The sequence below is a fragment of the Methylomonas sp. Uni0009 genome (assembly GCF_054188105.3).
Genome location: NZ_JBTAFN010000001.1, coordinates 2,109,665 through 2,136,080, shown reverse-complemented (window position 1 = coordinate 2,136,080; position 26,416 = coordinate 2,109,665). Strand labels below are relative to the sequence as shown.

Sequence of the window (26,416 nt, the reverse complement as noted above, 5' to 3'; positions counted from 1 at the left end):
GCAACTGTCTTGCCAAAAATTAAGTAAATAAATGGATAACACGCGCCGGACTACTGCATCGCCGGCACAGGCAAACGGCTGGCGATAGCATGACCGAACGAAGCGCCGAACTTGCCGGCCAAGCGGTCGATCAGGCGCTCTTGAGGAGTGAAGTTTACTTTCTCTTCAGTACCGAACTGGTCGCGGGCAACGCTATCGACGCTGCCGAAATCATCCGCCAATCCCAGCCTGACGCCTTCCGTGCCGGTCCAAATCAGCCCGGAGAACATCTCGGGCGCTTCGGTTTCCTTCAAACGCTTGCCGCGCCCTTCGCGCACCGCACCAATGAATTGTTGGTGTACTTGGTCGAGCAATGACTGCATATGCTTGCTTTCTTGCTGATTGACCGGCGAGAACGGATCGAGCATGGCTTTGTGTGCGCCGGCGGTTAACAAACGCCGCTCCACGCCCAGCTTGTCCAACACATCGGTAAAACCGAAGCCGTTCATGATGACGCCGATAGAGCCGATGATGCTGGCCTGATTCACGAATATCTTGTCGGTAGCCGAGGCGACATAATAACCGCCGGATGCGCACATATCGCCCACCACCGAATAAATCGGCAATTGCGGATGCTTGGCTTTCAAGCGCCTGATTTCATCGTAAATGTAAGCGGATTGCACCGGACTGCCGCCGGGTGAGTTGATATTGAGAATGATACCCTTGACGTTTTTATCCTTGGCCGCATCACGTAAGCCCTCGATCACCACATCAGCACTGGCGGCCTCACCTTCGACAATCTGCCCCAGCACATCAACGATAGCCACATGCTCGGAGGTGCCGGACTCGATATCCTCCTTGAATTTCGGATAAATCGCTATACCCAGCACAACGGCCAAATAAGCAAACGTCAGCAACTTGAAAAATATTCCCCAACGGCGCGCCGCTTTCTGTTCGTCGATTGCGGCAAACGCCAACTTCTCCAGCACCGACTTTTCCCAACCGGGGCTGTTTTCAGCAATATCTTCGGGAAGATCTTGTTTATTCTCCACCATTTGTCTCCTATATGATTCCGATTAAATCGGTGGGATAGTTCACACACAACAAGGGATTGTATTTTTGCAAGGTTGCCGCGCAATGCGCCCCGCAAGTGACACCGATTGACGCGACTTGGGCATTTAAAGCCATTTGCAAATCATGCACCGAGTCACCGACCATCAAGGTGCGCTGTTTATCCACACCCAGTTCGGTCATGATTTCATCCAGCATCAGCGGATTGGGCTTGGAAGCCGTTTGGTCCGCACAGCGCGTAGTACAAAACAAATCCGCCGCACCGGTCGCATTCATTGCCGCATGCAAACCCGCGCTTTTCTTGCCGGTCGCCACAGCCAAGCGATACCCTTGGTCACGAAACTGCTTCAACATTTCATGCACACCGGGAAACAAGTCGTCAGGACCGATTTGCTTGCTAAAAAAGGTTTCCGCGTAATCGGCAGCGATCTTTTGCCGGATCTCGGACTCTTCATTCGGAAACAGTTGCTTCATCGCATTTTCGATGCTCAAGCCGACGATGTCCCTGACCGCCTGCGCTTCCGGCACGGCACATTCACAACTCATCGCAGCTTGTTGGATGCAATGCACAATCCAGTCTACCGAATCCATTAAAGTACCGTCCCAATCGAAAATGATTAAATCAAAGCGGTTTTTCATGATTCAGCAATTCTTGTAAATCCTCGGGCAATGGCGCGGTAAAGTGCAGCAAGGCACCGCTGACGGGATGCGCAAACTGCAGTTGCTCGGCGTGTAAAAACAAACGCTTGTATCCGCGCTTTTTAAAGGCTTTATTCGTATCGTCATCGCCATAACGATCATCAGCCACAATCGGATGCCCCAGCCAAGCAGCATGTACCCTAATCTGATGGGTACGGCCTGTTTTAGGCGCGGCATGTACCAAGGTGACATCCTGAAACTGCTTCAGCCGCGTGAACAAGGTTTCGGCGGATTTGCCTGCCTGGCTGACCACTACCATCCGCTCGCCGCCCTGGGCGACGTTTTTCAATAAGGGCACCTCGACTAATTGTTTCTTGCGTTGGAACTGCCCAACCAATAAAGCCAAATAGGTCTTCTGGATACCATCGCCGCGAAAAAGTTCATGCAATAGCTTCAATACTGAACGCTTCTTGGCAATCAACAAGCAACCGGAGGTTTCCTTGTCCAGCCTATGCACCAATTCCAAAAACTTCTGTTGCGGCCGAATCTGTCTTAGTCCTTCGATCACGCCGGAACTGACGCCGCTACCGCCATGCACGGCAAAGCCGGCCGGCTTGTTCAGCACGATAAAGCCGTCGTCTTCGTAAAGAATGTGGTTTTCCAGGCTGAACTTCAAGGTGGGTTGGATGATGATTTCGTCTTTTTTTTCCGCGACTCTGACCGGCGGGATTCGCACAATATCGCCCAACTGTAACTTGTAACTAACGTCGATACGGCCTTTATTGACCCGCACTTCGCCCTTTCTGACCATGCGATAGATGCGAGTTTTGGGAACGCCTTTGAGATAAGTGATCAGAAAATTATCGAGCCTTTGTTCGCTGTTTGCCTCGGTAATTTCCAGCCATTGGACTTGCGGATTGGTCTGATTTTCTGCGGTATTCATGCGGCAAATAATAACAACATATCCGCCAGCCATGTTTAAAATTGCTGCTGTCAATAAACATTGCTATATTAGGCTAGTTTATCTTTGGATAGACTTTAGCTATAAAAATTTAAAGACCGGGGTTTCAGCGTTGTGTCTTCGCGCTGACCTAAAAGAATTTTTTCGGGTTTTATCGCTCAACCCATGATGAGCGAGCTGCATCCTTAGAATAGAGTTCGGTATAACAGACCTCCCACTTTTCAAGCGCCACCCTCGGCAATGCCGATAACCCGCTGCGACAATTACTACAACTAATTGCAGTTTTCCGTCAGTCTGGCCGCTCACTTAAGTACATATGGGGAAACACGCCGCCTTTATCCGCGACAACCAAACCTGTTTAAGCTCTAAGTAGGATACAAATTACAATAAGGATAATTTAATGAAAAGAATGCTTATCAACGCCACGCAGCCCGAAGAGCTGCGAGTGGCATTGGTAGATGGTCAGAAACTCTATGATTTCGACATCGAAGTTCCTTCAAAAGAACAAAAAAAATCCAACATTTATAAAGGTATCATCACTCGGGTAGAACCCAGCCTAGAAGCCGCCTTCGTTAATTACGGCGCCGAGAAACACGGTTTTCTACCGTTCAAGGAAATCGCCCCCGAGTACCGGACCGGCGACAGCGAAGAGGGTAAATCCTCTAAATCCAATATTCGCGAAGGCCAAGAAATCGTCGTTCAGATTGAAAAAGAAGAACGCGGCAACAAAGGCGCGGCGCTAACGACTTACATCAGTTTGGCCGGCACCTATTTGGTACTGATGCCGAATAACCCCAAAGCGGGCGGCATTTCCCGCCGCATTGAGGGCGACAACCGTAGTGAATTGCGCGAAACAATGGCCGCGCTGGAAATTCCGGACAGCATGGGCTTGATCATCCGCACCGCCGGCTCCGACAAAAACGTCGAAGAACTGCAATGGGACTTGAACTACCTGCTGCAACTGTGGGAAGCCATCGACCGCTCCAGCACCGAGCAAACCGCGCCCTTCCTGATTTTCCAGGAAAGCAACGTCATCATCCGCGCCCTGCGCGATCACTTGCGCGGCGACATCGACGAAATCCTGATCGACCAGGAAGGCGCTTTCAAACTGGTGCATAACTTCTTGAAGCAGGTGATGCCGCATAATCTGCACAAGGCCAAACTGTATCAGGACAGCGTGCCGCTATTCAGCCGCTACCAGATCGAAACCCAGATTGAAATGGCCTATCGCCGGGAAGTGTCATTGCCTTCCGGCGGCTCGATAGTCATCGATCACACCGAAGCCTTAACTTCTGTGGACATCAACTCGGCGCGCGCCACCAAAGGCAGCGACATCGAAGAGACTGCATTAAACACCAATCTGGAAGCCGCCGACGAAATCGCCCGCCAATTGCGTTTGCGCGATTTGGGCGGCTTATTCGTCATCGACTTCATCGACATGATGTCGAACAAAAACCAGCGCGAAGTGGAAAACCGTCTGCGCGATGCGTTGAAAATCGACCGCGCCCGCATCCAGACCGGCCGCATCTCGCGCTTTGGTTTGATGGAGATGTCCAGACAACGTCTGCGTCCCTCGCTGGGCGACTCCACACAACTGACCTGCCCGCGCTGCAAAGGCCAAGGCACGATTCGTAACGTGGAATCGGTCACGCTGGCTGTATTGCGTTTGATCGAGGAAGAAGCGATGAAAAAAGGCACCGAGCGCGTCATCGCCCATTTGCCTATCGATTGCGCCACCTTCCTGCTCAACGAAAAGCGCGCGGCGATTCAGGAAATCGAAACCAGACTGCAAGTCGGCATTATCGTGCTGCCGAGCAAACACCTGGAAACCCCGTCTTACGACATCGAACGCATCAAATCTGCAGGCGAAAGCAGCGAAGAAAAAGCCAGCCATTTGCATATCAAGGAAGAAGACATCACGGTACCGGAATTTGCCAAGCAGGCCGGCCCTAAAGCCGAAAAAGCCGCGATTAAGGAGTTTTTACCGGACTCCCCGGCCCCCGTACAAAACAAAAAGACCTCTGCCGGTCTGATTCAACGTTTCTGGCAGCGTCTGATCGGGAATAGCAAAGCCGCCGAAAACGGCGAAGCCTCTGAAAAAAGCAACGAAGACAAACCCAGATCCGGCAGAAACAATCGCCGGGACCGTGGTGATCGCGGCGACAGAGGAGAGAGGGGCGAGCGCTCAGCATCAGGCCGTAACAACAACCGCCGTAACAACAATCGCCGTCCGCCCAACAACCCGGCAAATACCGAAGCTACGGGCAGCGCTCCAGTCGAGCCAAAGCAAGCCGTGGTGATTGACCAGGAAAATACCGACGACGCGACTACAACCGCAAAAAGAGAAAACGGCAACGGTGGCCAAGAACGCAGCCGCCGCAGCCGCAGCCGCAGACGTGGCCCGCGCAACGGTGGCGAGAGACGCCCCGAGCAAAGCGCCGGTGGCGAAGCGGGCGAAAATAGCTCAACAGGCAATCAAGGCGGCGAACGTCCAACCCCAGCTCCAAGCTATTCCGAAAGCGGCGAAGCCAGCAGCCAGCCGCGCTCTTACGATAGAGAGTTCGCCGAGCGCAGCAACAATCGCCACAACGAAACACCTCAAGAACCTGTCAGCCGCAGCGCCAGCGAAGACTGATAAAAAAAGCCGGCCAACAGTTCTAGCTGTTGTCCGGCTTTCTCAAAGCGCTGACATCATCAGTCTTTAATCGATAAAGCGTCTCTTCAAATCCGCATACTCATCTATCCGGCGATCACGCAGAAACGGCCAGATGCGTCTGACATCTTCGCTGCGCTGCGAATCGAGCTCGGCAAATAACAACACATCTTGATTATCGTCGGCGCTGCTTAAAATCTCACCTTGCGGGCCGGCGATAAAGCTGTTTCCCCAAAACTGAATGCCCGGCGCTTGATCCGGCGCCGCTTCAAAACCGATACGATTGCAGGAAATCACCGGAATGCCGTTCGCCACCGCATGCGCACGTTGCACGGTAATCCAGGCATCGCATTGGCGTTGTTTCTCGACAGCGTCATCCTCGGGATTCCAGCCTATAGCGGTGGGATAAATCAACACATCAGCACCGGCCAACGCCATGAGCCTCGCCGCTTCCGGATACCATTGATCCCAGCAGATCAACACCCCCAACTTGCCTATCGACGTTTCTATTGGCGTAAAACCCAGGTCGCCAGGCGTGAAATAAAACTTCTCGTAAAATCCCGGATCGTCAGGGATATGCATTTTCCGGAAGGTGCCGGCGATGCTGCCGTCCTTATCGAACACCACCGCCGTGTTGTGGTACAAACCCGGCGCACGTTTCTCGAAAATGGTCGAGACGATCACTACCTTGTTGGCCTTGGCCACTTCGGCAAGCGTTTCGCAAGTCGGACCGGGAATCGGCTGCGCCAAATCAAAACAGCTGGTGTCTTCGCTTTGGCAAAAATAATGGTCCAGATGCAGTTCCGGCAGCACCACTAAGTCGGCATTTTGTTGGGCGGCTGTTTCGATTTGACTAATCGAATAAGCCAGATTGGTTTCCCGGCCGCGATTGCAAGGCTGCTGCACGGCGCAGGCGATAATCGATTTTTTCATGAGTCGGACAGATGCTTAGAAATTCAATTTAACAAATGCCGGCACCTGCATGCTGGCGCAATGCAAACTACCGTATTGATGCACCAGCGGCCGGCACGGGGTGGCGATAATTTCATGATTAGGGAAGCAGGTTTTCAGCCGTTCTAGCGCCACCGCATCCATCGCGTCTTCATAAACCGGCACCAATACTGCACCATTGATAATCAAGAAATTCGAATAATTGGCCGGCAATTGCTGGCCTTGTTCGTCAAAAATAGGCTTCGGCAAAGGCAGAGCCACCAAGCGGTAGGCTTCGCCGCTTTCCGTTTTGAAGGTTTTTAACTGCGCTTCCATATTTTTCAGACTTTGGAAATGCGGATCTGCGCTGTCTTCGCAAGCCGTGTAAGCAATCGTGTTGGCGTCGCAAAACCGCGCCAGTGTGTCGATGTGCGCATCGGTGTCGTCGCCGGCCAGATTGCTTTGCTCGACCCATAAAATCCGCTTCGCGCCCAAATAGTTTTGCAACTGCCCGGCAATCGCCGCTTCCGACAAGTCCGGATTGCGGTTGGGATTGAGCAGACAGTTTTTGGTGGTCATCACGGTGCCTTGACCGTCCGACTCCACGCTGCCGCCTTCCAACACTAAATCTAATGTTGCTGTCGGATGACCTTTAAAAATCGGATGCGCAAACAGCGCCAGATTCAAAGCATCGTCGGCCGCATGCGGATATTTTTTACCCCAGCCATTGAATCGAAAGTTAAGCAACTGCACGCTGGCTTTGGGATGCTCCCACTCCATCGTCAAAAACACCGTATCCCGCAGCCATATGTCGTTGTAATCGGCCTGCACCATATGAATTTTGTCGTTGTGGCCCAGTTGCGTCTGAATATGCTGCTGATGCTCGCCATCCTTGCAAATAATCACCAAGGGCTGAAACCGGCTGATAGTGGTGGCGACAAAATGATAGGTGTCTTCGACGGCGGACAGATTGGTAAAGTCGCCGCTGTGGTGCGGCCAAGCGATGATGACGGCTGATTGTGTTTCCCATTCTGCTGGAAAGCGAATCATGAAGTACTCCCTGGATAATGTGGCTTTGAGAAATAATGCCTTATTGTATCAATGCTGACCGGTTAGGCCTATTCCACGGAATTTTAATGTCATTGCGGCGTATGCCTGGATACAGAAGCAAGGTTGCAAGGGGATTGAGCTAACACCGAGAAACAGCCGAAGTGCTGTTCGCAAAGCAGGAAGGGAGAAATAACCGGAGATGGATGATGAGCCCGCCGGCGGGGGATTCGACAGCCTAAACTGTAGTTTCCAACCCGCCAGCCTACCGCCGATGCCGTTGACGAGGTCAGACTCGAGGTCTGTAGTCAGTCAGAAATCCCGAAATTTACCGTGAGGCCGCACTAACCAAGACATCTGCCATCATTTCAGCCAATTATGAACAAAATACGAAACCACGATTGCTCGAGGGATTCGACGCCACTATGCACTAATTTGAATCTTTCCGTACCCGCTCTTTACGTGGTAATTGCCCCTAACGTTCAATCCTCAGACAGGACACGCGTTGCCGCTCATTTGTTCCACTCGTCATCGACCGCTTGCGCAGTGTTAACACCGCAGTAGCGCTCTGCGTTTCATTCTGGCCTTACGGCCGATTTTTTCAAGCGGGAATATTGAATTTGCGGGAGTTATTGGCGCAATTTCAACAATTAAGGCATCAAGCTGGACGTTGAAAGTACCGCCGTATCCCTTAGACTTGATACCAATTAGAAACAAATTAGGCACGCTTACTAATAACCTTGGGACGCTATAAAGCGCTTAGCGCGGATTGAAAATCAGGCCTGGAAAGCGCGATGGCCTTACTGCGGCCCGTTGCGGTCTGCCGTTCGATCTGCTTCAATGACAAAAGCTTGGTGGCTAACTATCTCAGATGATAAAAGGACAGGAAAATCGTATGCCAATCAAGATATTTTCTGATAGAACTGGGTAGCGATGAGTAACAAGGGTAATGGCGAATGCTGGCGCTGTGCTTACAAACTACGGCAAACCGATTATGCGTACGAATCGAAATGCGCCGGCTGCCGCACAGCCACGCGCGTCTGCCGCAATTGTAGATTCTTTAGTAATAGCGCCCCGAACAAATGCAGTGAACCAAAGGCCAAATTGATTACCAACAAGCAACGCGCTAACAGATGCGAATATTTCGAGCCTTTGTGATTGCTATTCCACCCTAAACCAAGCCATTCATCGCAACTGAAAACCGCCACCAGCCGCGATCTAAACAAGGCAAATAAGCTGCCATTCAAAATAAAGGTGCGACGTACCCTACTTAAAGGAAATAAAAGCTTGGGTAATCACACTTTTCTCTCCGATTACCCAGCGCTAATCGGAGCTACGCGACTTACCTAAATGCATCCCACCAGCGCCTACACAGCAGATAGCAGGAGCAGAATTTTGACTGAAAATATCAATCAAGTACAAAAGACATACAACATCAGCAGCACTCTGGCCGATACGATCAGCAATTTGAATAAGGTCTACGGTGGTAATAGTGCCTTGATGAATGCAGTCAGCCAGATACAAAAGACATACGGCATCAGTAGCACTCTAGCCGATACGATCAGCAATTTGAATAAGGTCTATGGTGGTAACAGTGCCTTGATGAATGCAGTCAGCCAGATACAAAAGACATACGGCATCAGTAGCACTCTAGCCGATACGATCAGCAATTTGAATAAGGTCTACGGTGGTAATAGTGCCTTGATGAATGCAGTCAGCCAGATACAAAAGACATACGGCATCAGTAGCACTCTAGCCGATACGATCAGCAATTTGAATAAGGTCTATGGTGGTAACAGTGCCTTGATGAATGCAGTCAGCCAGATACAAAAGACATACGGCATCAGTAGCACTCTAGCCGATACGATCAGCAATTTGAATAAGGTCTACGGTGGTAACAGTGCCTTGATGAATGCAGTCAGCCAGATACAAAAGACATACGGCATCAGTAGCACTCTAGCCGATACGATCAGCAATTTGAATAAGGTCTACGGTGGTAACAGTGCCTTGATGAATGCAGTCAGCCAGATACAAAAGACATACGGCATCAGTAGCACTCTAGCCGATACGATCAGCAATTTGAATAAGGTCTATGGTGGTAACAATTCCCTGATAGATGCAATCTACCAGATGCAGGAAACTAGGGGCTGTTGCCGTTTCACATCGGTAACCATATAAATGCACAAGCCAGGGCGATAGCACCTTCAAAATTGCGTTTTAGTTTGTCATATCGGGTGGCAATAGCTCTAAAATGTTTCAGTCGCGCAAATACGTTTTCAACGAGGTGGCGATATTTATAGAGACACCAGTCCATTTCCTCATTCCCGACTATTGAATTTTGTTTTCTTGGGATGATGGGGACTGTGCCTTGGTCTCGAATTTGAATCCGTAACGGCTCGCTGTCATACCCTTTGTCTGCAATCATGTAGCCCGCCTGGGGGAGCTTGGCCACAAATTCCGGCGCTTCTTTGCAGTCATGTACTTCGCCCCCCGTAATCGAGAACTGGATGGGAAGTCCACCGGCATCAACCGCCATATGGATTTTGGTCGTGTTGCCTGCGACCGATTTCCCGATGGCTGTTGGATTTTCATGGGCGCCGCCGCTACTGTGTTGATGGGCTTTAATAATGCTGCCATCAATAAATAGCCATTCCAAATCAGGCTCAATCACTAGCGCTTGAAAGATACCCCTCAGCTTTTCTTGCAGTGACCAGGCATTGAAGCGCTTGTACACGGCATTCCACTTGCCAAAAGCGACGGGCAAGTCTCGCCAAGGGCAGCCAACACGCAAGCGATAAAAAATCCCTTCGACCGTTTGCCGAAGACCGGGTTTGTCGTAAATGCTGAAACTCAACATAATCGTTTTTAGCTTTTCCCAGTGGGTATCTGTAAGCAGTTGGCGTGGCATTCGCTAGTTATCGTTTGATTGAAAACTCAATCAATATGGCTCGCCAATCGATTTTCAAAGGGATTATGACAAAATGGCAACAGCCCCTATTAACTCTGATAGTGAATTCAACGAGGGCTGTTACGAAAATGATATTTACCAGACTCGACTTGAAGCCACTCTTGCTTCCATTTCTACTGAAGACAATGAATCAGCTGTTAGCCATTTCAAGCTACTTCCTAAATATATTCAAATTATATTATTGGGCTTTCTACTGCACATTGTGTACCCTTATATTGTTAGCATTTCTGCAAACCTTTTAACACCATATGTTGAAGAGATTATTAAGAAAGAATGGTCTGATAAGAAGAAATTGAGCCAACTAAAGAATACTGATATCAACAGCTTGACATGGATGTCAAGTGATTTGCGTTTTATATCTGCAGACAATGTCAAGCTAAGAAGCGCGCCTACCATTAAATCGGAGGTAGTTGAGTTACTAAGTCTTGGTCAAGTTGTTGTATTTATAGAAAAACAAAGGAATTGGACATTCGTGGTGGTTCATTTCGAAAATGGCGAAACAGCAAGCGGTTGGATATTTACCAGATATGTCGCAAGGTTCAAATATTAGTATCTAGGAGTGGGTTCCTACTTGGAATTGTTTTAGGCTGCAATGCGCTAGTTTGCGGTCGTTATTTGACTCAAATTATGTGGTAGGTATTGACCGTTGCCCATCCTTTTCAACCTAATACTCGACATCCTCCGGCTCCAATTCAAAACCTTCGCGTCTCACTAAACTCAACTCACCAACAACATCTTCCGCGCCTTAACCCCGTAGGCATCATCCGGCAAATCGGCTAGTTGCCGCAGCAATTGCGCGCCGGATTCCTGCTCGCCGTTTTGTTGCAAGGCCAAACCCAAATAGAACTGATATTTGCTGGACGCCCGCACAGCCTCGTTTATCGACTCCAGTTGTTCCAAAGCCGCCGCCGTATGCTGGCCGGATAACAAAACCACCGCCAAATCCAGGCGCGATTCGTCATCGTCCGGATTGTGTTCCAGCAAATGCTCGAACTGGGCGATGGCGACATCGCGGTTACCCAAACTCAGATTCACCAAGGCCAGATGCCGCAAGGCATTGCTGTCGTCCGGATTCAGCGCCAGCGCGGTTTCCAACGCATCGCGGGCGCTGCCCAGATCGTTACGTAGAAAACAGGTAATACCCAATTGCGCCCAGGCTTCTTGATGTTTGCTGTCTAATGCCAAAGCTTGTTGATAATGCTGTAAGGCTTCGGGCAACCGTTGCTGCGCGGCCACGGCGATGCCCAAGCGGGTATGCAGCTGCGGCGCGTTGGGTTGCAGCTTCAAGGCCCGGATCGCCGCATATTCGCCGCCCTGAAAGTCACCTAAAAGCACTCTAATCCTCGCCAGATTGTCCCAGGCCGTGACGTTATCCGGATCGCACGCCGTGGCCTGTTGCAGATGCGCCAGGCCCTCGTTGGCATGTCCGGTATTCACCAGCACCTGTCCGATATTGCAATGCGCCATCGCCATATTCGGTTTCAGACGCAGCGCGGTACGCAAATGCACCAAGGCCTCCGGCCACTCTTGTCGCTGAGCCAGCACAAAGCCCAGATTGTTATGCGCGCTGGCATTGTCAGCGTCCAATTCCAGCGCCGCCCGGTACAAACGCGCCGCCTCGACCAGATTGCCGGCCTGATGGGCGATTACCCCTTCTCTGAGCAGATCGTTAAGCACATTCATCAAGCTATCCTGGAAATCAAACCGTTCAATATGTCACCCGGCGAAATATCCGGCACCTCGAACTGCACATCGTCCAGCGACACATCGAAGGGTTGGCCTTCGTGATAATGCACCGGCAGGCTGATACCGAACTTATAATCAGAGCCGAACTGGTACGAAGCCAATTGCCAACGTTGGTCATAAACGCTAAAGCCCAGTGCGGTGACCGCTACGTAACCGGAAATATCGAAAGTAAAGCTGGGTTGAGCGGATACCGCTAGCTTGGCGGTCAAATCCAGACCGGTGGTCGGCGTCCAATCCACATGCACGCCTGCCTCCGCGGCACCTTCGATACCCAGTTTGCCGCCTATCTCCAGGCCGCCGGTGGCACTGGCGCCAGTGATGCCCAGACCGATACCGGCCCGCACCGCCAAGCGCAAGCCGGCATCGGCCGGCACTTTAAGATGAGCGTCGCCGGTAATTTTGGTGTTTTCTTCATGGTCCGGATTGTAGGTCAAACCGATTTTCAACTGATCCAGGCTGCCGGGGCCAATGCCTGCCGTTGCACTGAGATTGCCACCCACTTCTGCGACGATGCCCGGCACAATCGGTACTTGCGTGGCGACGGCAAACAGCGATTTGTTGATCTCCTTGCGCGGAAAGATCTCCAACGAACTGGGCAAACCCAATTCGCCGGACACGGTAATCTCGCCTTTCTCGTCCAATGTCAATCCAACGGTCGCTTTCAACCAAGGCGCGGCAGTGACATCGACCGTGCCACTGCCCCACACCTTGATCGGTTCGGCCTCGCCGCCACCGTCGCCGACCACGGCTTTGGCATTCAAATCGATATTACCGGCCAGCATGCTGCGTTTGTAATTGGCCGTGAGTTTGCCATTCAATAAGCCATCTTTATAATCCAGTTTGATTTTGGCGCTGGCGTCCAATCCGCTCAAATCGGGCTCAAGCTCACCGCCGCCGCCCAAAGACCAGACATCGCCCTTCCGATCAGCAGCAATGTTCAGCTTGCCTCCCTTGATGCGTGGAATGGTGTCGGACAGCGTCGCCTCGCCACCCAAGCTGATATTGCCGGTATCGTCAGCATGCGCAGACAGTTTGGCGCCTTTAAAACCGGGCACGGAAACCTCGGCATCGCCGGCAAAATCGATGGCTTTTTTGGCATCGTCGTAAGCTAGGGTAAAACTGGCTTTTTTGATGCCTTTCAACGCCCCCGGCTTCAGGCCCAGCGTACCCGAAGCTTTGATGCCTTTAGCGCTGTCATAATCGATGCGCCCCGCACCGGTGAACAGCTGTTTATCAAATTCCAATTGGCCGGCCATCGCAAAGCCTCCGGCGGTGGCACTGCCTTCCAAAGAACCTTTGGCTAGTTCGCCGATATGAAACTCCACCAAGCCGGCGGCGGCAATCGGCGTGGCCGCGCCGGCACTCAGCGTCAGCGAACTGCTATCCAATTGGATAGGCCCTTTCATATCGAATTCATCGGTAGAAAAGGTTTTCGAGAACACCAGATCGCCGCCCACCAACGCGACGTCGACAGTCGTGCCGACCAACAGCGGAATACCGTCGATGGTTAAGACGCCGCCGCCGACGATATTGGCGCTGGCATCCATATCGGCGTTATTCAGCGCAATCGGGCTCAAAGTCTTGGCTTTAAAGGCGTTGCGATAAGCCTCGGCTACCTGGCCGGGCGGAATATGGCATAGGGTCGGCGCACCGCTGCTGACAAAATTTAGTGTCGTGTTTTGTGCATCGACTTTTTTGGTTTTGGGCATGGTCAGCGTCACCGTACCGCTGCCGGCGGTGCGGTTGAAGGTTCCGCCAACCACCGACATGCCGCCCCAACTACCGGCGTCGAAGGTTTCGCTACCGGGATCGCCCTTTAACGCGCTGACAAACATCACCCCGGCGCCGGGACGTGGCAGCAGCCGCAATTTGTCGTTGGCAAACAGATCCGGCGCATTGGTTTTGGTAGCTTTCTCCAACGGCTTCAGATGTTCCATCTTCGTCACCCGGTCGGCCTGCCAACAGATGCCCGGATTGCCGCCAACGGCCCCCTCGAATTTAACTTCGTCGAAAATCAGCTTATCCTGATAGCTGGTTTTGATCGCGTCCAGTGCAGCCGACGCCGGATCTTTGGCTGCGGTAGCCGGTGCTGCGCCGCCTCCCGTGGCAGGGGCCGGAGCAGGCGCCGCGGCATTCGCAGTCGGTGCCGGTGCAGTTCCAGGAGCGGCCTTGCCCCGCCCTGGCAACGGTTTGGAGAGATTTTCCGGCAAGTCGCCACCACCTTCCACTTCGGGCGGGATGGCCGCGCGTATCGCCTTATCGATGGCGTTTTTAATCTTGCTACCCGAACTGCGATTGGCGCTGGCATCCAGCAGCTGGAAATTGTCCAGCTTGTCCGCATCGCCGCCCAATTGAAGCTCCAGAATATGATCGACATCGAACAGATGCGGCGCGCCCTGACTATTCCACCATGGCAGAATCGCCTGCTCGCGGATGTCGCTTTCGGAGCCGATCAGATAGCCTTGGCCGCCCCCCCCGGCTTTCAGCTTCAAGGCATATTGGGTGCTGGCACCGTTGGTATCCGGCAAAGTGTTGTCGCTGCCGAGGTAGGGTTTTAAATCCCAGCCGCCGGACGACGGTTTGATCTGCTTTTTCCAGTCGTCAATCTGGTTGGTGCGTTCGTCGGCTTGCGGCAATTTCCAATTGGTCAGTCCGCCGTATTTAGCGCTGAATTTTTCCTGCATGCCCGGTTTTTGCGGCAAAGTCAGCAGGGGCACATGCAATTCCCCACCCTTCAGTGTACCTTTACCGGCACTTTTGGCTCCGCCCGCCGCGGGAGCGGCAGCAGGAGCCGCCGGCGGTGCGCGCATCACACGTTGCACCCCGCCGCTTTGTTGCACCACATGACTCAACTCGTGCGCCAACAGTTCGCACCCGGCGTCGGCTTCCGGCGCAAACTCGCCGGGCGCGAAGTACACATCGTTACCAACGGTAAAGGCGCGAGCATTGAGTTGCTTGCACAAATCCGCCGCTTCGGCATCGTTATGAATGGTCACCCCGGCAAAATCCGCACCAAGCTGTTGCTCCATCTCGCGCCGGATATTTTCCGGCAACGGCGCCCCCTTACCCCGGCTTTCCTCGATCCGCGCCTCCACCGACTGCTCGACTGTGTTTGCCGACGCGGCTGATTCGGTATCTTCAGGCTGCTCTGCATTTTCGGCAGCAGCTCGATTCAGGCGGGTTTGGGCGACCGCTTGCTCTTCATCCGCCGGTTTGGATTTGCGTAACAAACGCGCGGCAGTCGTTTGTTGTTCGTCTGTTTTTTCGTGTCCTGCGGCCTTGCGAAATAACCGCGCGGCCTTGGGCTTTTCTTCTTCCTTGGTTTTACGACTCAGACGTTTGAGCTGATTTTCGTTTTTGTCCTCGGTTTCCACAGAGCGCTGCGCGGCTGGGTTTTTCTCTTCCTCATCCGGCTTTTTCGCCCTGCGCACCGGTTTTTGCTCCTCTTCCGGCTTGGCAGCATCCGCCACAGCCCGGTTCAGCCGCCGCAGCAAGCGCTGAGCACTCGGCACAGGCTTGCTGGAAATCATCTCCTTGTCTTCCTTCACCCCCGGCTGTTCGTCAGTTTTTTTGGCACGGCTGACTTCCTGCGCTACTTGGTCAGCTTCCTTTTCTTCTGGGTCATGCGGCTGACTGACCGCCATCTTGCGTTGCAGATATGCCGGCTTGCGCTGTTTTTTCTCTTCGTTGGGTTTGGGCGGCGCACTGGATTTGCGCTGCGGCTGCTTTTTGCGGAGTTTGGACGCCAGGGTTGCCATAAGCTAACTCCTTAACTGTTTTAACTGCGCCGGCGGATTGCGGCCCAGCTTTTGATATTCGCGCTGCAAAGCCGACAACAAAGGCTCGATGCCAATCGGCTGATCGGCCGGGCTACAGCCGGCAGCGGTCAGCACCACATTCCGGATCTGGCCGCCGCTGATGTCGCAATAGCTGGCCAGTGTCTTGCATAAATCGTCGCTTGGGCTACGTTGCCCGAAATGGCTGCGCCATAAATCCAGACGCTCCTGAAAGCCCGGCATTGGAAAATCCACAATTGCATCCAGGCGGCGGGTAAAGGCGTTGTCGATGCGCTCGCGGCTGTTGGTAGTCAGGATGGTGATGCCGGGGTGGTTTTCGATGCGGGTTAATAAAAAGTTGGTCAGCATATTGGCGTAACGCTCGCCGCTTTGCTGGGCGTCGGTGCGGCGACCAAATAACGAATCGGCTTCGTCGAACAGCAGGATGGCATCGGCAGCGGCGGCCAGATCCAGTAAAAGGCCCAGATTTTTCTCGGATTCGCCGACGTATTTGTTCATGATCGCCGCCAAGTCCACGCGGTACAGCGGTGCGCCCAGCGCGGTCGCGACATAACTGGCCGCCAGAGTTTTACCTGTGCCGCTGTCGCCGACGAATAAGGCCCGCAGGCCGGCATTTCGCGAGGCCTGCAAGGTTACGCCCAAGGCTTCCCACAACAATTCGCGGCTATGGGCGCGGGCGATGAAATCGTGCAGGTATTGTTCGACCAAGGGTGGAAACACCACTGCCTCGCGCTCGACCCGCCGCCGCACCGGCTCGGCCAATAGGCGTAAGCGCTCCGCGCCTAAGTCGCGACGGGCTTGGGCAATATGCTCGGCATTCAGCGTAGTGCGAGCCTGTTCGGCGCGCAGTACCGCATTGCGCGCCACCTTCTGAATCACCGGCCCGCTCAGCAAAGCGCTGCCGGCACGGCGAGCCAATTCCGGATCGGCGAGGTAACGCGCCCAAAGCTGGCGGCGCTCGGCTTCGTCGGGCACGCCCATTTCCAATTCCAACAAATCCTGGCCGGATACCGCATCGATCATACCCAGCACAATCACATGGGCGATATTGGGTTGTATCGCCGGCAACTGCCAGCTTTCGCCGGCCGCGACCTGCACCTTGATGACCGGCAGCCAGCCGGCCAGTTGGCAGGCCAGCGGTAAGGCCAGCTGCTGTTGCCACAAATCACTCGGCACTTCGATGGCCGTTAATCCCAACAAACCGGCCAGCTCGGCGGCCAAGGCCCGCCGGCCGCAACCGCTGTTGCCGCGTATCGCCAAGCCGCGCACTTCGCCTTTCGCCAATAAGGTCGCCAAATGCGGCAATTGTTTGCGGATACGTTGCGGCAGCAATTCCCGGTCAGTCAACGCAACCACTCGGCATCCCGGCCAAATCGTCGGCCGGCCGCACAATACCGACCACAAGGCCGGCTCGATGCGCAATGGCCGGAGCGACAGCGGCCCCGATCCTTCCAGTAATAACACCTGCTGTTGCACCAACGGCGTAGCATGCAAATCCAGCGCATCCAGTGTGCCGGCACCGAATAATTCGTCCAGCATCGTTAGCGCCAGATGCGCGGCGAGGCGGTTGCCGGGATTGGGCGCTTGCAATTCGCTGAGCGTCAGGGTCACCAGATAGTCGGTCTCGGCGCTGCCAACTACGGCCAACAAAAAGGCTTGCGGCAGATCGATCTGTTGTTCGCGCAACCAATGCCCAAATGGGCCGGGCAATGCATGCAACTGGGCGGCCGCGTGTTCGCGCATTTGTATCCAACTCGGCAGCACTTCCACGTTTAACAGCCGGGCGGCTTGTTGCCGCAATTGCTCGGACAGTTCGCTGTCGCCCGGCATCATCCGTTCCCAGAACTCGGCCAAACCAACACGCACCAAGGCCGCCAGCGGTTGGTACCGGCCAGGCGTTTGTAGATTTAGCGATTCGGCCAAGGGCTGCGGCGGCTTAGTCATAATGAAAACTCACGACTCGGCCCAGCCACGGCAACCAGCCCGGATTGATGTCCAACCCGGCCAGGCGCACGGGCAATCGGATCGCCGACATCGGCGCGTACAAATCGATATGGCTAGGGCTGTAGTGAATTTGCCCGGCAAGCGCCAACAACTCAGGCTGCCAAACGCCGGTCTTGCCATACCAGCGCTCGGCCAGACTCAACACCTGTGCGCGGGCCGGCAAAGGCGGCAATTGGACCAGTTCGGCGCTATCATCCAGACCCAATTGCAGCGCGATGAAATCGACCAGCGCATCGTCCTCGTTCAACTTTAATTCCTGCCCAAGCCGATACAACCAGGCCCAGCCGCTGGGCAAGATTTGGGCATGTTCCAGCATCAAGCAGCGCATTTCTGGCCGGTTGAGCATATTCAGTAAATACAGCAAGCCGCCTTGCTGGGTATGGAATCCAGCAAACTCAGGGCGTTCGCTGACTTGTGCGGAATGTAAAACCTGTTCAAGCTCCATAGCACGAACAGACGAATCGGCAAATGACCGGTCTACTTGAATACGATTTTGCAATGATCGTCCGCTCGTTGTGCCGTCAGGTCCAGCATCATAGTTACGCTCAGACAGCAAAGGCGTTTGGTTTTCCACACCGTTATCGGAATTTAATTTTGTATCACGCCCTACCTGCGCTGGCGTCTGGCCGACTTGTCTCACCGACGGTGCTTGGGGAAGGGCATTAGATGGTGCCGGATGAACCCTTGCCTGGGTCGCGTCATTCATCTGCGCTGACCTAAGCTGGCCACCAACATCCTTTTGCTTGGCTGGCAAAGGGAAGGCAAAACAGCTGGATAAAAACGCCAGCACGTTAGCCGGCTGCTGTTGCAACAATAGCGGGGCCGCTTCCCGACCGATCAGTAACAAGGCCAATTGATAGCGGCCATCGGTGACATTCAACTCTTGCAAAACCCCGCACCAATGCGCCAATAATTCTGGCCGCAAGGATATTTGCCCAGCCCAAGTGTGTGTTGCAGCTGCCGGCGGGTGTCGCCTTTCCGCCCTCTCAATTCCAGGATCAAGTAGTTCTGATATTTCCAACACAGTTGGCAACCGAAAACCATTCAGTCCAGCCATTTCCACCGCCAATTGCCGTCCATCGCTGTCGCTCAGACTCAACCAGACGGCAGCTAAACCACCCTGTTGCGCCAACCGCGCAGCAACCGACGGCAGCAAAGCTAGATTTTCCGACAATATGCCGGAGATGGCCCGCGATACCGGCAAATCAAACCAATGCGCCCAGCGTCGCCAATACCAGTTAAAGCCGGCGCGACCGCGCATTAAATCCGTCAGGAAGGCCGCTAACAACTCTGCCAAGCTGGCAAAGCGCATCACTTGGTCGGGATTATTGTTTGTATTTAAATGTTGTCGGGTTTGGTCGAGCAACTGCCTTGACAGTTGCCGCGCCGCGCCGCTGACTTGCAGGCGCCGGATAAAAACCCAGCTGTCCTGCCCGGCTTGCGGCCAATCTGCGCATTGCAAGGTATCGCGCAAATTATCCGCCGTGCGCTGCTGTCCGGCCCGGACGGTCAGACGGCGTATCGCAACGGTATCGGCGGCAAGCTTGGTCATATCGGCGCTTTACAAGCGCTGCTGCGTCAGCTTGTTCGCCACCACGCTAAAGCGGGTGTTGATCTTCACGCCGCTTTGCAACATATCGACGATAGTGACCTGCGTGCTCTGCGGACTGTGGTCCTCCACCGCCAATACCGCCACCACCCGCTGCTCGGTATCCAGCAATTGCAGCCGGGTGCCCGGCAACGGCGGCCGATTCAATTTGACCTGCAAACGCTCGCCGACAGCCGCCAGGCGCGGCGGCACATGCACATTCCCGCGGATGATTTCCTGCGGATCGCCCAACGAAGCATGAATCAGCACCGCCCGGATCATATTGCGCATCGCGCTACGGCTGGCGGCGGAGGCATCGCGGTCCAGCTGCCGAAACCACCAGGCGATCAATTCCGACACGGTGCGGGCGGCATTGAAATCGTCGGCTTCCGCCCTATCCATGCCCGGCCACCAGGACACATCCTCGACGCGAATCTGATCGTCCTCGGCCAGTTGCCCCCATTGCAAACGCAAGGAAGGCGGCAACAGGTTGAGTTTTTCCAGCAAACAAAACTGGCAATGCTCCAGCTGCTCGCGCAACTCGTGGGCGGGTTTGCGCAGCGGTCCGGCTGTGCCGGCCAGATCTTCCAAAGCCAACACTTTGGCGGCTGCGGCCTGAGTTTGCAAACTGCTGGCGGTAAAGGCCGGCAAACTAAAACTGGCCCACTGTTGCATGACGATCTGGGTTTGCAGGCGGGCCTGCAAGGTATCGGTATTGGCCGGCGTCAGCAAGCTGGCGGGCCTGGCCTTGAAGCGGGCCTGGCGCAATTGCCCCAGATAATCGAATTGCTGAAACGGCGGCAGCCTGGGTCGCAAGGGTTTTAAGCCGGCCCAGTCGTCCATCGGAATCTCGCAGATCGCCGCGAAAAACGGATCCAGCGCCACCGGCAAATCCACTTCCTCTTCCCAATCGCAGCCGGGGACGATGTCCCTACTGCTGCCGTAACGCAAAGCCAACGGATCGGCCAAGGCCGCGCTGACCGGCGTGCCGCGCACCCGAACGTAATACAAACCGCGCAAGGCCTTGGTCAGAATCCGGGTACGTTCCTTATTCAAAGCCCAAACCTGCCGCCAGTCTTCGTCCAGCAAACGCTGCGCGACGCCATAATCGCCCAGTTGTTCGACGCGGAATCTGTCCATACCTTCCAGAGTTTCCCGCGCTACCCGGATCAGGCCGGCCAATTTGTCGATCTGCGCCAGTTTATTGGCTTGTTCGCGTAATTTGCCTTGCAGTTTGCGTTCGATATTGTTGTAACGCGCCTCGAAAATCGCGATCCATTGCGTCAAAATCCGTCCGGCTTTGAACAAGGCATGGTAGCGATATTGGGTCTTTAACAGACTGGAGCGTTGCGGGTTGTTGGGCGCATTCTTATCGGCCAGATTATCCAGCACGGTCGGCGATTCCAGCTTGCCGCTGCGCTCGAACGGATTGGTGGCATTGGCGCCGGCCTGATCGTCTTCCACCACGCCGATTTTTTCCATCTGCTTGCGCAAGGTGGCGGCATCGGTGGGATCGAATAAATCGGTCAGCGTGGCCAGCAATTCCTTCATCCCGTAATAGGCTTTGGCATATTCGTTGATTTCCGGGCTGATATGATCGATCACGCCAAAGCGGTATTCCTTGGCTTCGAAGGCCGGCTTGCTGACCGCTTCCTTGGTAATGCGCGACAACATATCCAGGCGATTTTTGTTGATGCCCAATTCAAACGCCGAATAGGTTTGCGGCTTGCTGGTCAATAAAAACGCCGACTTGGACACTGACGATGTGGACGCCAGCGCGTTGCTCAATAAGTTGCTGCTCAAGGCGCTGCTGGCGGAGATTTTCGGCGCAGCCATCTGACTGATCGCGCTGTTGAATAAGCCGGCCGACGCGGTGGCAAACACGGCTTTCGGCGCATTGCTGACCACGCTTTCCGTGCTGACCGCTTTTTCGACGTTATTGGGAATATCGGTGGCATTCAGATTGGCATACGGCAACCAGCGCGCCACCTGCAAGCCGGTGCCGTCGCCGGCCACACCGCCGGCCAATGCGGCCAGCGCCACGGTTTGCGAATCCAGTTGCTGGCGTTGCAATAATAGAAAGTCGCGGGTTTTCTCGACCCGGCTGCGAATCGCCCGAATCTGGTTTTCGATGGCTTCCAGTTCCACTAGGGCTACCGCATATTGCACCACCAAGCCATCGTCGCTGGGCACGGCTATCGGTGGAGGATTGCCGCCTTCACCTAACCAATTGCTGTAAAAATTCGGCCGCGCCGGCACACCGTTGCTATAAGGATACGGCGTACCGGGATTTTGCGGATCTTGTTGTTCGCTGTTGGCGCGGGCGATGACTTTCTCAAAAATCGTCAAAGGCAAGGCCGGCGGCATTTCCGGTTTGGGTAAATCCAGATTTTTGAATTGCGCCGGATCGAGCACCGCATGTTCTATCACGCCTATACCGCCAGCCAGAGGCGGCGTATTGGACGGTTCGACAAAATACAGCGCATCGAATTGTTGGCGCCATTTGCGCCAAGCCTCGTAAGCCCGCATGTAAAACCGGAAAATATCGCTTTCCAGCACGCTGTCGGTTTGCGGAATGTCCAATAAATTAGGCCGATAATCCGGCTCGTTCACCGCCAACAGCAAGCGAATCTTATCGCCGGCCGGCTGGCGCAAATCGATTACCCGCCGGGCGACATGGCCATTTAACAATTCGATCACCGCTTCTTCCGGCACCGGCACCATGTCTATACCCAGATGACTTGGCAGCCAAAGTAGATTTGGTGTCGGCGTCGCAGGGTTTTGCAGCCAGTCCAACGGCAACTGACCAGCTGCCGGCAAAAAATCCAGATGTAAATTGTCTTGCAGGAACTGCGGCAACGGAATTCCAGCATTGGCCGGCAAACCAGCGGCCTGCATGACTCGACGCATCGCCGCGCCGCTTTGATTCAGCAAAACCCGATAACCGCTGTTCGGCACCGCTTCGTAGCGGCCGGCTTCTTGGGATAGCCAGGCGATGCGGTAGCTGGCATCCTCGTTGCTCACCACCGCCAACAAGGCCAGGGGAACGGCATGGCCCAACTTGGCCATGAAACCGGCATCGACCCGGTCAGCGGCGACCCAGTTTTCGATACGTTCGCGCGACCAAGTATTGACGGCGGCGTCGCTGATATTGATGCGTTGCAAGGCCAGACTGCCGGCCAATACTCGCTGAGTATCGCGGATCGGATCCAACTCGGTGCGCTGACACGGATCGACACCCGGCCCGTCGATTTCCCGGTCGCCGCGGGTCAGCATCAGATAATAAACACCGACCGCACTGGTGACCTGGTTGCGGATTAGGTAGGCGTCGATCAAATCCTGCCACTCGGCACGTAGCGGATAGTAAAGACCCAGCGCCTGGCCATTGGCGGCCAAAGCCAAGCCGGCACTGACACTAAAACCGGGTTCGGATACACCGTTCGGTCCCAATTGTAAATCCAGGCCATGGACGATACCGGCGGTTTTGCTCTGTAAAACAGTAGCCAGCCGCGCATCGGCATACGCCTGTTCGCGGTCGAACTCTTCCTCGCCCAGATGCCGGCCGGGAAACATGTGCACCCGCTGCAAGCTGCGGGAGCTGGCGATGGGGTTATGCAGCAGGATCATGGACATGATGGCTACTCCTTACTCTTCTTTCCATATCTGTTGGGGAAATTTTGTTTGCATAAACCTTCCCCGACCTGGAACAGCTTTTATTGTGTCGCTATCGCGACGGATGTTGTTGATGTCGGTTCTCGGACCGACAGCCGAGATACTTTTCTTTGCTTGTCCAAAGAAAAGTATCCAAAAGAAAAGACACCCGAATGCCGCTTATCCCCTGTGCTCCTCGCTTTTGAACGGGGTTGCCGAAAGGGGCTCCTGCCCCTTCGTCAACGCGATGCATCCATGCATCGCCCCTTCGGGCTGATCCGTTCAAAAGCTCCGGTGCTCGACGCGGCATACGGGATGAAAACCCGTCCCGAAACGAAGGCGTAGGGTGGGCAATTTTGCCCACCGTTGGCTGTGTACCTCCGCGTGGGCACTCAATCGTGCCCACCCTACAAAAACTTATCCTTCAGGAGCCTATCGTAAAAGTCCCCTCTCCCTCCGGGAGAGGGCTAGGGTGAGGGGATATAAAACCGCCAATTTCCACGTCCTCTTCAAAATATTGCAAAGTAACTAACCCCCATCACGGCAACAACACCGTCCATTGCCCGATTAAGCCGTTATCCAAACCCAAGGCCCCGCCGCCAGCAACAACCAATTCACTGGTCGATTGGTTAGCCGGTTTGGCGCGCAGGGCGGCCAAAAATGCTTCAAGATTGTTGGCGACGGCCAGTTGTTGCAGGGTTTGCCAGATTACCGCGTCGTATTGGCGCTCCACCAATAGCAAGATGCGTTGGCTGGTGGCGACCAATGCCGACTCACTGAAAGACTCCACCAAAGTGGCTAATGCCGCACGGCCAGCATCGTCGGTCGGAGCCCGCAGCTCGGCCAGCATCGGGTAATTCACCCGTTTCAAGAACACGTTGTCCTCGTCGTCGATCAAACCGCCGCCGTCGGCCGGACCACCCACCACTTCGGGCGGTGTCGGCAAGGACGTACCTAGCGCTAACACGATACCGCTGATCGAAGTCTCCGCCGCGCGACTGGGTCGGCGCACGTACAACGGCGCGTTACTGCCGAAACGGTCCCAGATGGCCTGCCAGGCCGCCTGGTCGGTATCCAGCGCATGCACCGGCCTGACCGGATACAGTTTCAAGCGCAGCAAATCCAGTTGCGGCAGCAGGCGTCTATTCGGATCAAAATTACGTTCCAGTTGCGCGGCGTAATGACCGTAATCCAGATTGGACAGCGGCACTAGCACCACGATGTCCACCGGCTCGCCGTTGCTTAAATCAATGGGCGGCAAAGCCAGGGATTCGGCGCGGATCTGTTCCACATCGGATTGCCGTAACGGCGCAATCGCGACCTGATAGTTTTCCGGGAAATAGCCCTGCCGACCGTTGACCGGATCGACCGCTTCCTTGGGCAAACTGCCGACCGGCGGCAGCAAGGAAAAATAATCGCTGGCATGAAAGTCGCCAGTCAGGCCGCCGCTACGGCGATTAACCAGAATGTCGGCCAGCAATGCTTCATATTGCCGCGCCAAATCGCTTTGCAAGGAATCGATGCCGGCTTCGGCGCGCAAGGGATGACGCAGCAATTGTGCGTCCAGCCATTGCGGCGCGCCTTCTTGAATGGCCACCAACCCCAAGGCCACGGCATCTTCCGGTAATAAACCGTGCAATTGATCGTCGCCAAGCAACTCCCGCATCAATCGGGCGCGGATCTGCAAAGGACTTTGCTGCGGAAGCGGAATCGGCAAGGGCACCAGACCCATTTGCACCGACTCGGTAATCATCGCGTATTGAAATCCCCGCTTGGCGCTCAAATCTTTCGGAAACACCTCGGCGATGTCGGTGCCGACATCGACATAGCGCAGCACTACCGCGTACAAACCCCGGTTCAGATTCGAGAAATTGCCCTCATTCAGGCCGCTGATCAAGGCCCGGTCGCGCATATTAACGATCAGCCGGCTACCCAGCTCCAGCACCCGTCCGGCCGGCGTCATTGCTAATCCCGGCTCCAGCGTCAGCAAGCCGGTGAAGCGGTCAAAGCTCAATGCCAAACCGGCGACGATGCCGCTACCCAGCACGCGGCCGAGTTCGCGCAAGCGCTGATCCAGATAGATTTGATCGCGAGTCAGGTCTTCGGCAGTCAGCAAGCGGCCGTCGAAATAGTGGCTGCGGGTCAGACGCGGGTCGATGTCGGCGACCTGGTCCAGCGCCAGTCCGGCGGCTATCGGATTGCCGAGAGGTTGAAATAGAATTTCGCTCATAGTCCCTCCATGATCAGGGCTGGCGCGCCAGCCAAGCCAATTGGCTGGCGGTGGCCAGGAACGGCCGCACCAAGTTGTTGATCGAGATTAATTGCGGGTTGACCAGAATGGCGTTGATGTCGGCGACGCTGATGCTAATCCTGGCCAGCAGCAAGCGGGCGCCCTCCTCCAACTCGTCTTGAAATTGTTGGGGATTCACGCCATCGCCATCCAGCGCGTGCAGCAAGCGGGCATGTAGCGCCAGTTGCGCACCGGCCTGAGAGTTATCGTTTTGCACTTGCTGCAACAAAGCTTGTTCGGCGGCCGACAACGCCGGCATCGCCGCCGGCAGCGCTTGATGGCAAGCCCAGGGTTGATAATCATCGTCTGCCGCTGGTGGCGGTAATTCCGGAAGCAATTCCAGACGCACGCTATCGGCGGTGCGGCTGGGTTGCACCGCGTCGGTACTGAGATTGAGCTTACGCGCCAGTACCGGCTGCATCGCCACCGGGCAGTCTTTTTGCCGCACGCAGATTTTCAGCCAGAGCAGATTATCGGCATCGCTATAACCTTCACGCAGATGACTTTCGGATTGCGCGGCCAGCCAGTCGCCGAGATTGATGCAGTAGGGTTCGTGAATCAGTACTTCGCGGCCCAGGCCGTCGATACCGATGCCCGGACTGACCAGCAAGCGCACCGTCAGATTGTCGGTATTGTTAGGATGCGTGGCCGGTGCCATGCTGACCACCATCCCCGCCAGCGTGCCGTATCCTTGCAGCCAGTATTGATGACGGGTCAAGCGGCGGCGGTGGTAGGCCTGTTCGTCGCGGGTCGCTTCCAGACCCAGCATCATCCCGGCCTCGTAAGCGACGCGGCGCAAGGGTTCCGACAGACTGGCGTCCTGTTCCAACGTGGTGAAATCGTCTAGGGTGTCCATGCGGCCTCCGTGTGTGGTGCCCAATAGGAAATGCCAAAATCTCGGTATCCGGCAGCATAAAACCCCTCGCCCTTCGGGAGAGGATAGGGTGAGGGGCTAAAAATAAATGCCGCGCGTTGATCGAGCCCCCTCACCCCAACCCTCTCCCGCGGGGAGAGGGAGCTTCTTCCCCTGCCGCTGATAGGGACCGGAATCAGACAAGCCGGTTGCGCCGAGCAAGTCGAAGGACTCAGTCC

Annotated in this window: 17 protein-coding genes; 4 read left to right on the top strand and 13 right to left on the bottom strand. The window is 54.8% G+C overall.

Features of this window, described 5'->3' with window-relative positions; genetic code table 11:
* Window positions 1-50: 50 nt before the first annotated feature.
* Genes sppA through rluC form a run of 3 tightly spaced genes read right to left on the bottom strand, consistent with a single transcriptional unit; the run spans window position 51 to window position 2,632 of the window.
* Entirely contained in the window at window positions 51-1,034 is a 984-nt protein-coding gene (sppA, locus tag ACWAU0_RS10060; protein WP_458139059.1) for a signal peptide peptidase SppA, read from the bottom strand.
* A 7-nt stretch (window positions 1,035-1,041) separates the two neighbouring features.
* Window positions 1,042-1,689, bottom strand: a complete 648-nt coding sequence (locus ACWAU0_RS10055; protein ID WP_319962393.1) for an HAD-IIIA family hydrolase — start codon at window positions 1,687-1,689, stop codon at window positions 1,042-1,044.
* Window positions 1,673-2,632: a 23S rRNA pseudouridine(955/2504/2580) synthase RluC gene (gene rluC / locus ACWAU0_RS10050; RefSeq protein ID WP_458139058.1), complete on the bottom strand. Its 960-nt coding sequence runs from the start codon at window positions 2,630-2,632 to the stop codon at window positions 1,673-1,675. The genes ACWAU0_RS10055 and rluC overlap by 17 nt, the downstream gene beginning before the upstream one ends.
* A gap of 418 nt (window positions 2,633-3,050) precedes the next feature.
* Here rluC and ACWAU0_RS10045 point away from each other — a divergent pair, with 418 nt between their 5' ends.
* On the top strand, window positions 3,051-5,285 hold the full coding sequence (locus ACWAU0_RS10045; RefSeq protein WP_319962391.1) for an Rne/Rng family ribonuclease: 2,235 nt from the start codon (window positions 3,051-3,053) through the stop codon (window positions 5,283-5,285).
* A 66-nt stretch (window positions 5,286-5,351) separates the two neighbouring features.
* Here the strand turns inward: ACWAU0_RS10045 and ACWAU0_RS10040 are convergent, their stop codons facing one another.
* Window positions 5,352-6,236, bottom strand: a complete 885-nt coding sequence (locus ACWAU0_RS10040; protein WP_101054376.1) for a carbon-nitrogen hydrolase — start codon at window positions 6,234-6,236, stop codon at window positions 5,352-5,354.
* Window positions 6,237-6,251: 15 nt separating this feature from the next.
* Entirely contained in the window at window positions 6,252-7,283 is a 1,032-nt protein-coding gene (locus ACWAU0_RS10035) for an agmatine deiminase family protein (protein ID WP_313733325.1), read from the bottom strand.
* A gap of 1,392 nt (window positions 7,284-8,675) precedes the next feature.
* Between ACWAU0_RS10035 and ACWAU0_RS10030 the strand changes: the two genes are divergently transcribed.
* A complete protein-coding gene (locus tag ACWAU0_RS10030; RefSeq protein WP_458139057.1) occupies window positions 8,676-9,458 on the top strand; it encodes a hypothetical protein in 783 nt (260 codons plus the stop codon).
* On the opposite strand, the gene ACWAU0_RS10025 is transcribed toward ACWAU0_RS10030, so the two are convergent.
* Entirely contained in the window at window positions 9,439-10,188 is a 750-nt protein-coding gene (locus ACWAU0_RS10025; RefSeq protein WP_129871393.1) for an IS5 family transposase, read from the bottom strand. The genes ACWAU0_RS10030 and ACWAU0_RS10025 overlap by 20 nt on opposite strands.
* A gap of 73 nt (window positions 10,189-10,261) precedes the next feature.
* Between ACWAU0_RS10025 and ACWAU0_RS10020 the strand changes: the two genes are divergently transcribed.
* The gene (locus tag ACWAU0_RS10020) at window positions 10,262-10,798 is read left to right on the top strand and encodes an SH3 domain-containing protein (protein ID WP_458139056.1); all 537 of its coding nucleotides are present in this window, start codon (window positions 10,262-10,264) and stop codon (window positions 10,796-10,798) included.
* A gap of 167 nt (window positions 10,799-10,965) precedes the next feature.
* Here ACWAU0_RS10020 and ACWAU0_RS10015 read toward each other — a convergent pair whose 3' ends face one another.
* Genes ACWAU0_RS10015 through ACWAU0_RS09995 form a run of 5 tightly spaced genes read right to left on the bottom strand, consistent with a single transcriptional unit; the run spans window position 10,966 to window position 23,016 of the window.
* Window positions 10,966-11,931 carry a tetratricopeptide repeat protein gene (locus tag ACWAU0_RS10015; RefSeq protein WP_458139055.1) on the bottom strand — a complete coding sequence of 322 codons (966 nt, stop codon included), beginning with the start codon at window positions 11,929-11,931 and terminating at the stop codon, window positions 10,966-10,968.
* Entirely contained in the window at window positions 11,931-15,752 is a 3,822-nt protein-coding gene (locus tag ACWAU0_RS10010; RefSeq protein ID WP_458139054.1) for an eCIS core domain-containing protein, read from the bottom strand. The genes ACWAU0_RS10015 and ACWAU0_RS10010 overlap by 1 nt, the downstream gene beginning before the upstream one ends.
* A 3-nt stretch (window positions 15,753-15,755) precedes the next feature.
* Window positions 15,756-17,735, bottom strand: a complete 1,980-nt coding sequence (locus ACWAU0_RS10005) for an ATP-binding protein (RefSeq protein ID WP_458139053.1) — start codon at window positions 17,733-17,735, stop codon at window positions 15,756-15,758.
* A complete protein-coding gene (locus ACWAU0_RS10000) occupies window positions 17,728-19,347 on the bottom strand; it encodes a hypothetical protein (protein WP_458139052.1) in 1,620 nt (539 codons plus the stop codon). Before ACWAU0_RS10000 ends, ACWAU0_RS10005 begins: the two co-directional genes overlap by 8 nt.
* A gap of 9 nt (window positions 19,348-19,356) precedes the next feature.
* Window positions 19,357-23,016, bottom strand: a complete 3,660-nt coding sequence (locus ACWAU0_RS09995) for a hypothetical protein (RefSeq protein ID WP_458139051.1) — start codon at window positions 23,014-23,016, stop codon at window positions 19,357-19,359.
* Here ACWAU0_RS09995 and ACWAU0_RS09990 point away from each other — a divergent pair.
* Window positions 22,996-23,379 carry a hypothetical protein gene (locus tag ACWAU0_RS09990; RefSeq protein WP_458139050.1) on the top strand — a complete coding sequence of 128 codons (384 nt, stop codon included), beginning with the start codon at window positions 22,996-22,998 and terminating at the stop codon, window positions 23,377-23,379. The genes ACWAU0_RS09995 and ACWAU0_RS09990 overlap by 21 nt on opposite strands.
* 193 nt (window positions 23,380-23,572) lie before the next feature.
* Here the strand turns inward: ACWAU0_RS09990 and ACWAU0_RS09985 are convergent, their stop codons facing one another.
* Window positions 23,573-25,264 (bottom strand): hypothetical protein, encoded by a 1,692-nt coding sequence (locus tag ACWAU0_RS09985; RefSeq protein ID WP_458139049.1) that lies wholly within the window; start codon window positions 25,262-25,264, stop codon window positions 23,573-23,575.
* Between the two features lie 13 nt (window positions 25,265-25,277).
* Window positions 25,278-26,180, bottom strand: coding sequence for a hypothetical protein (locus ACWAU0_RS09980; protein WP_458139048.1), 903 nt, complete (start codon window positions 26,178-26,180; stop codon window positions 25,278-25,280).
* Window positions 26,181-26,416 lie beyond the last annotated feature (236 nt).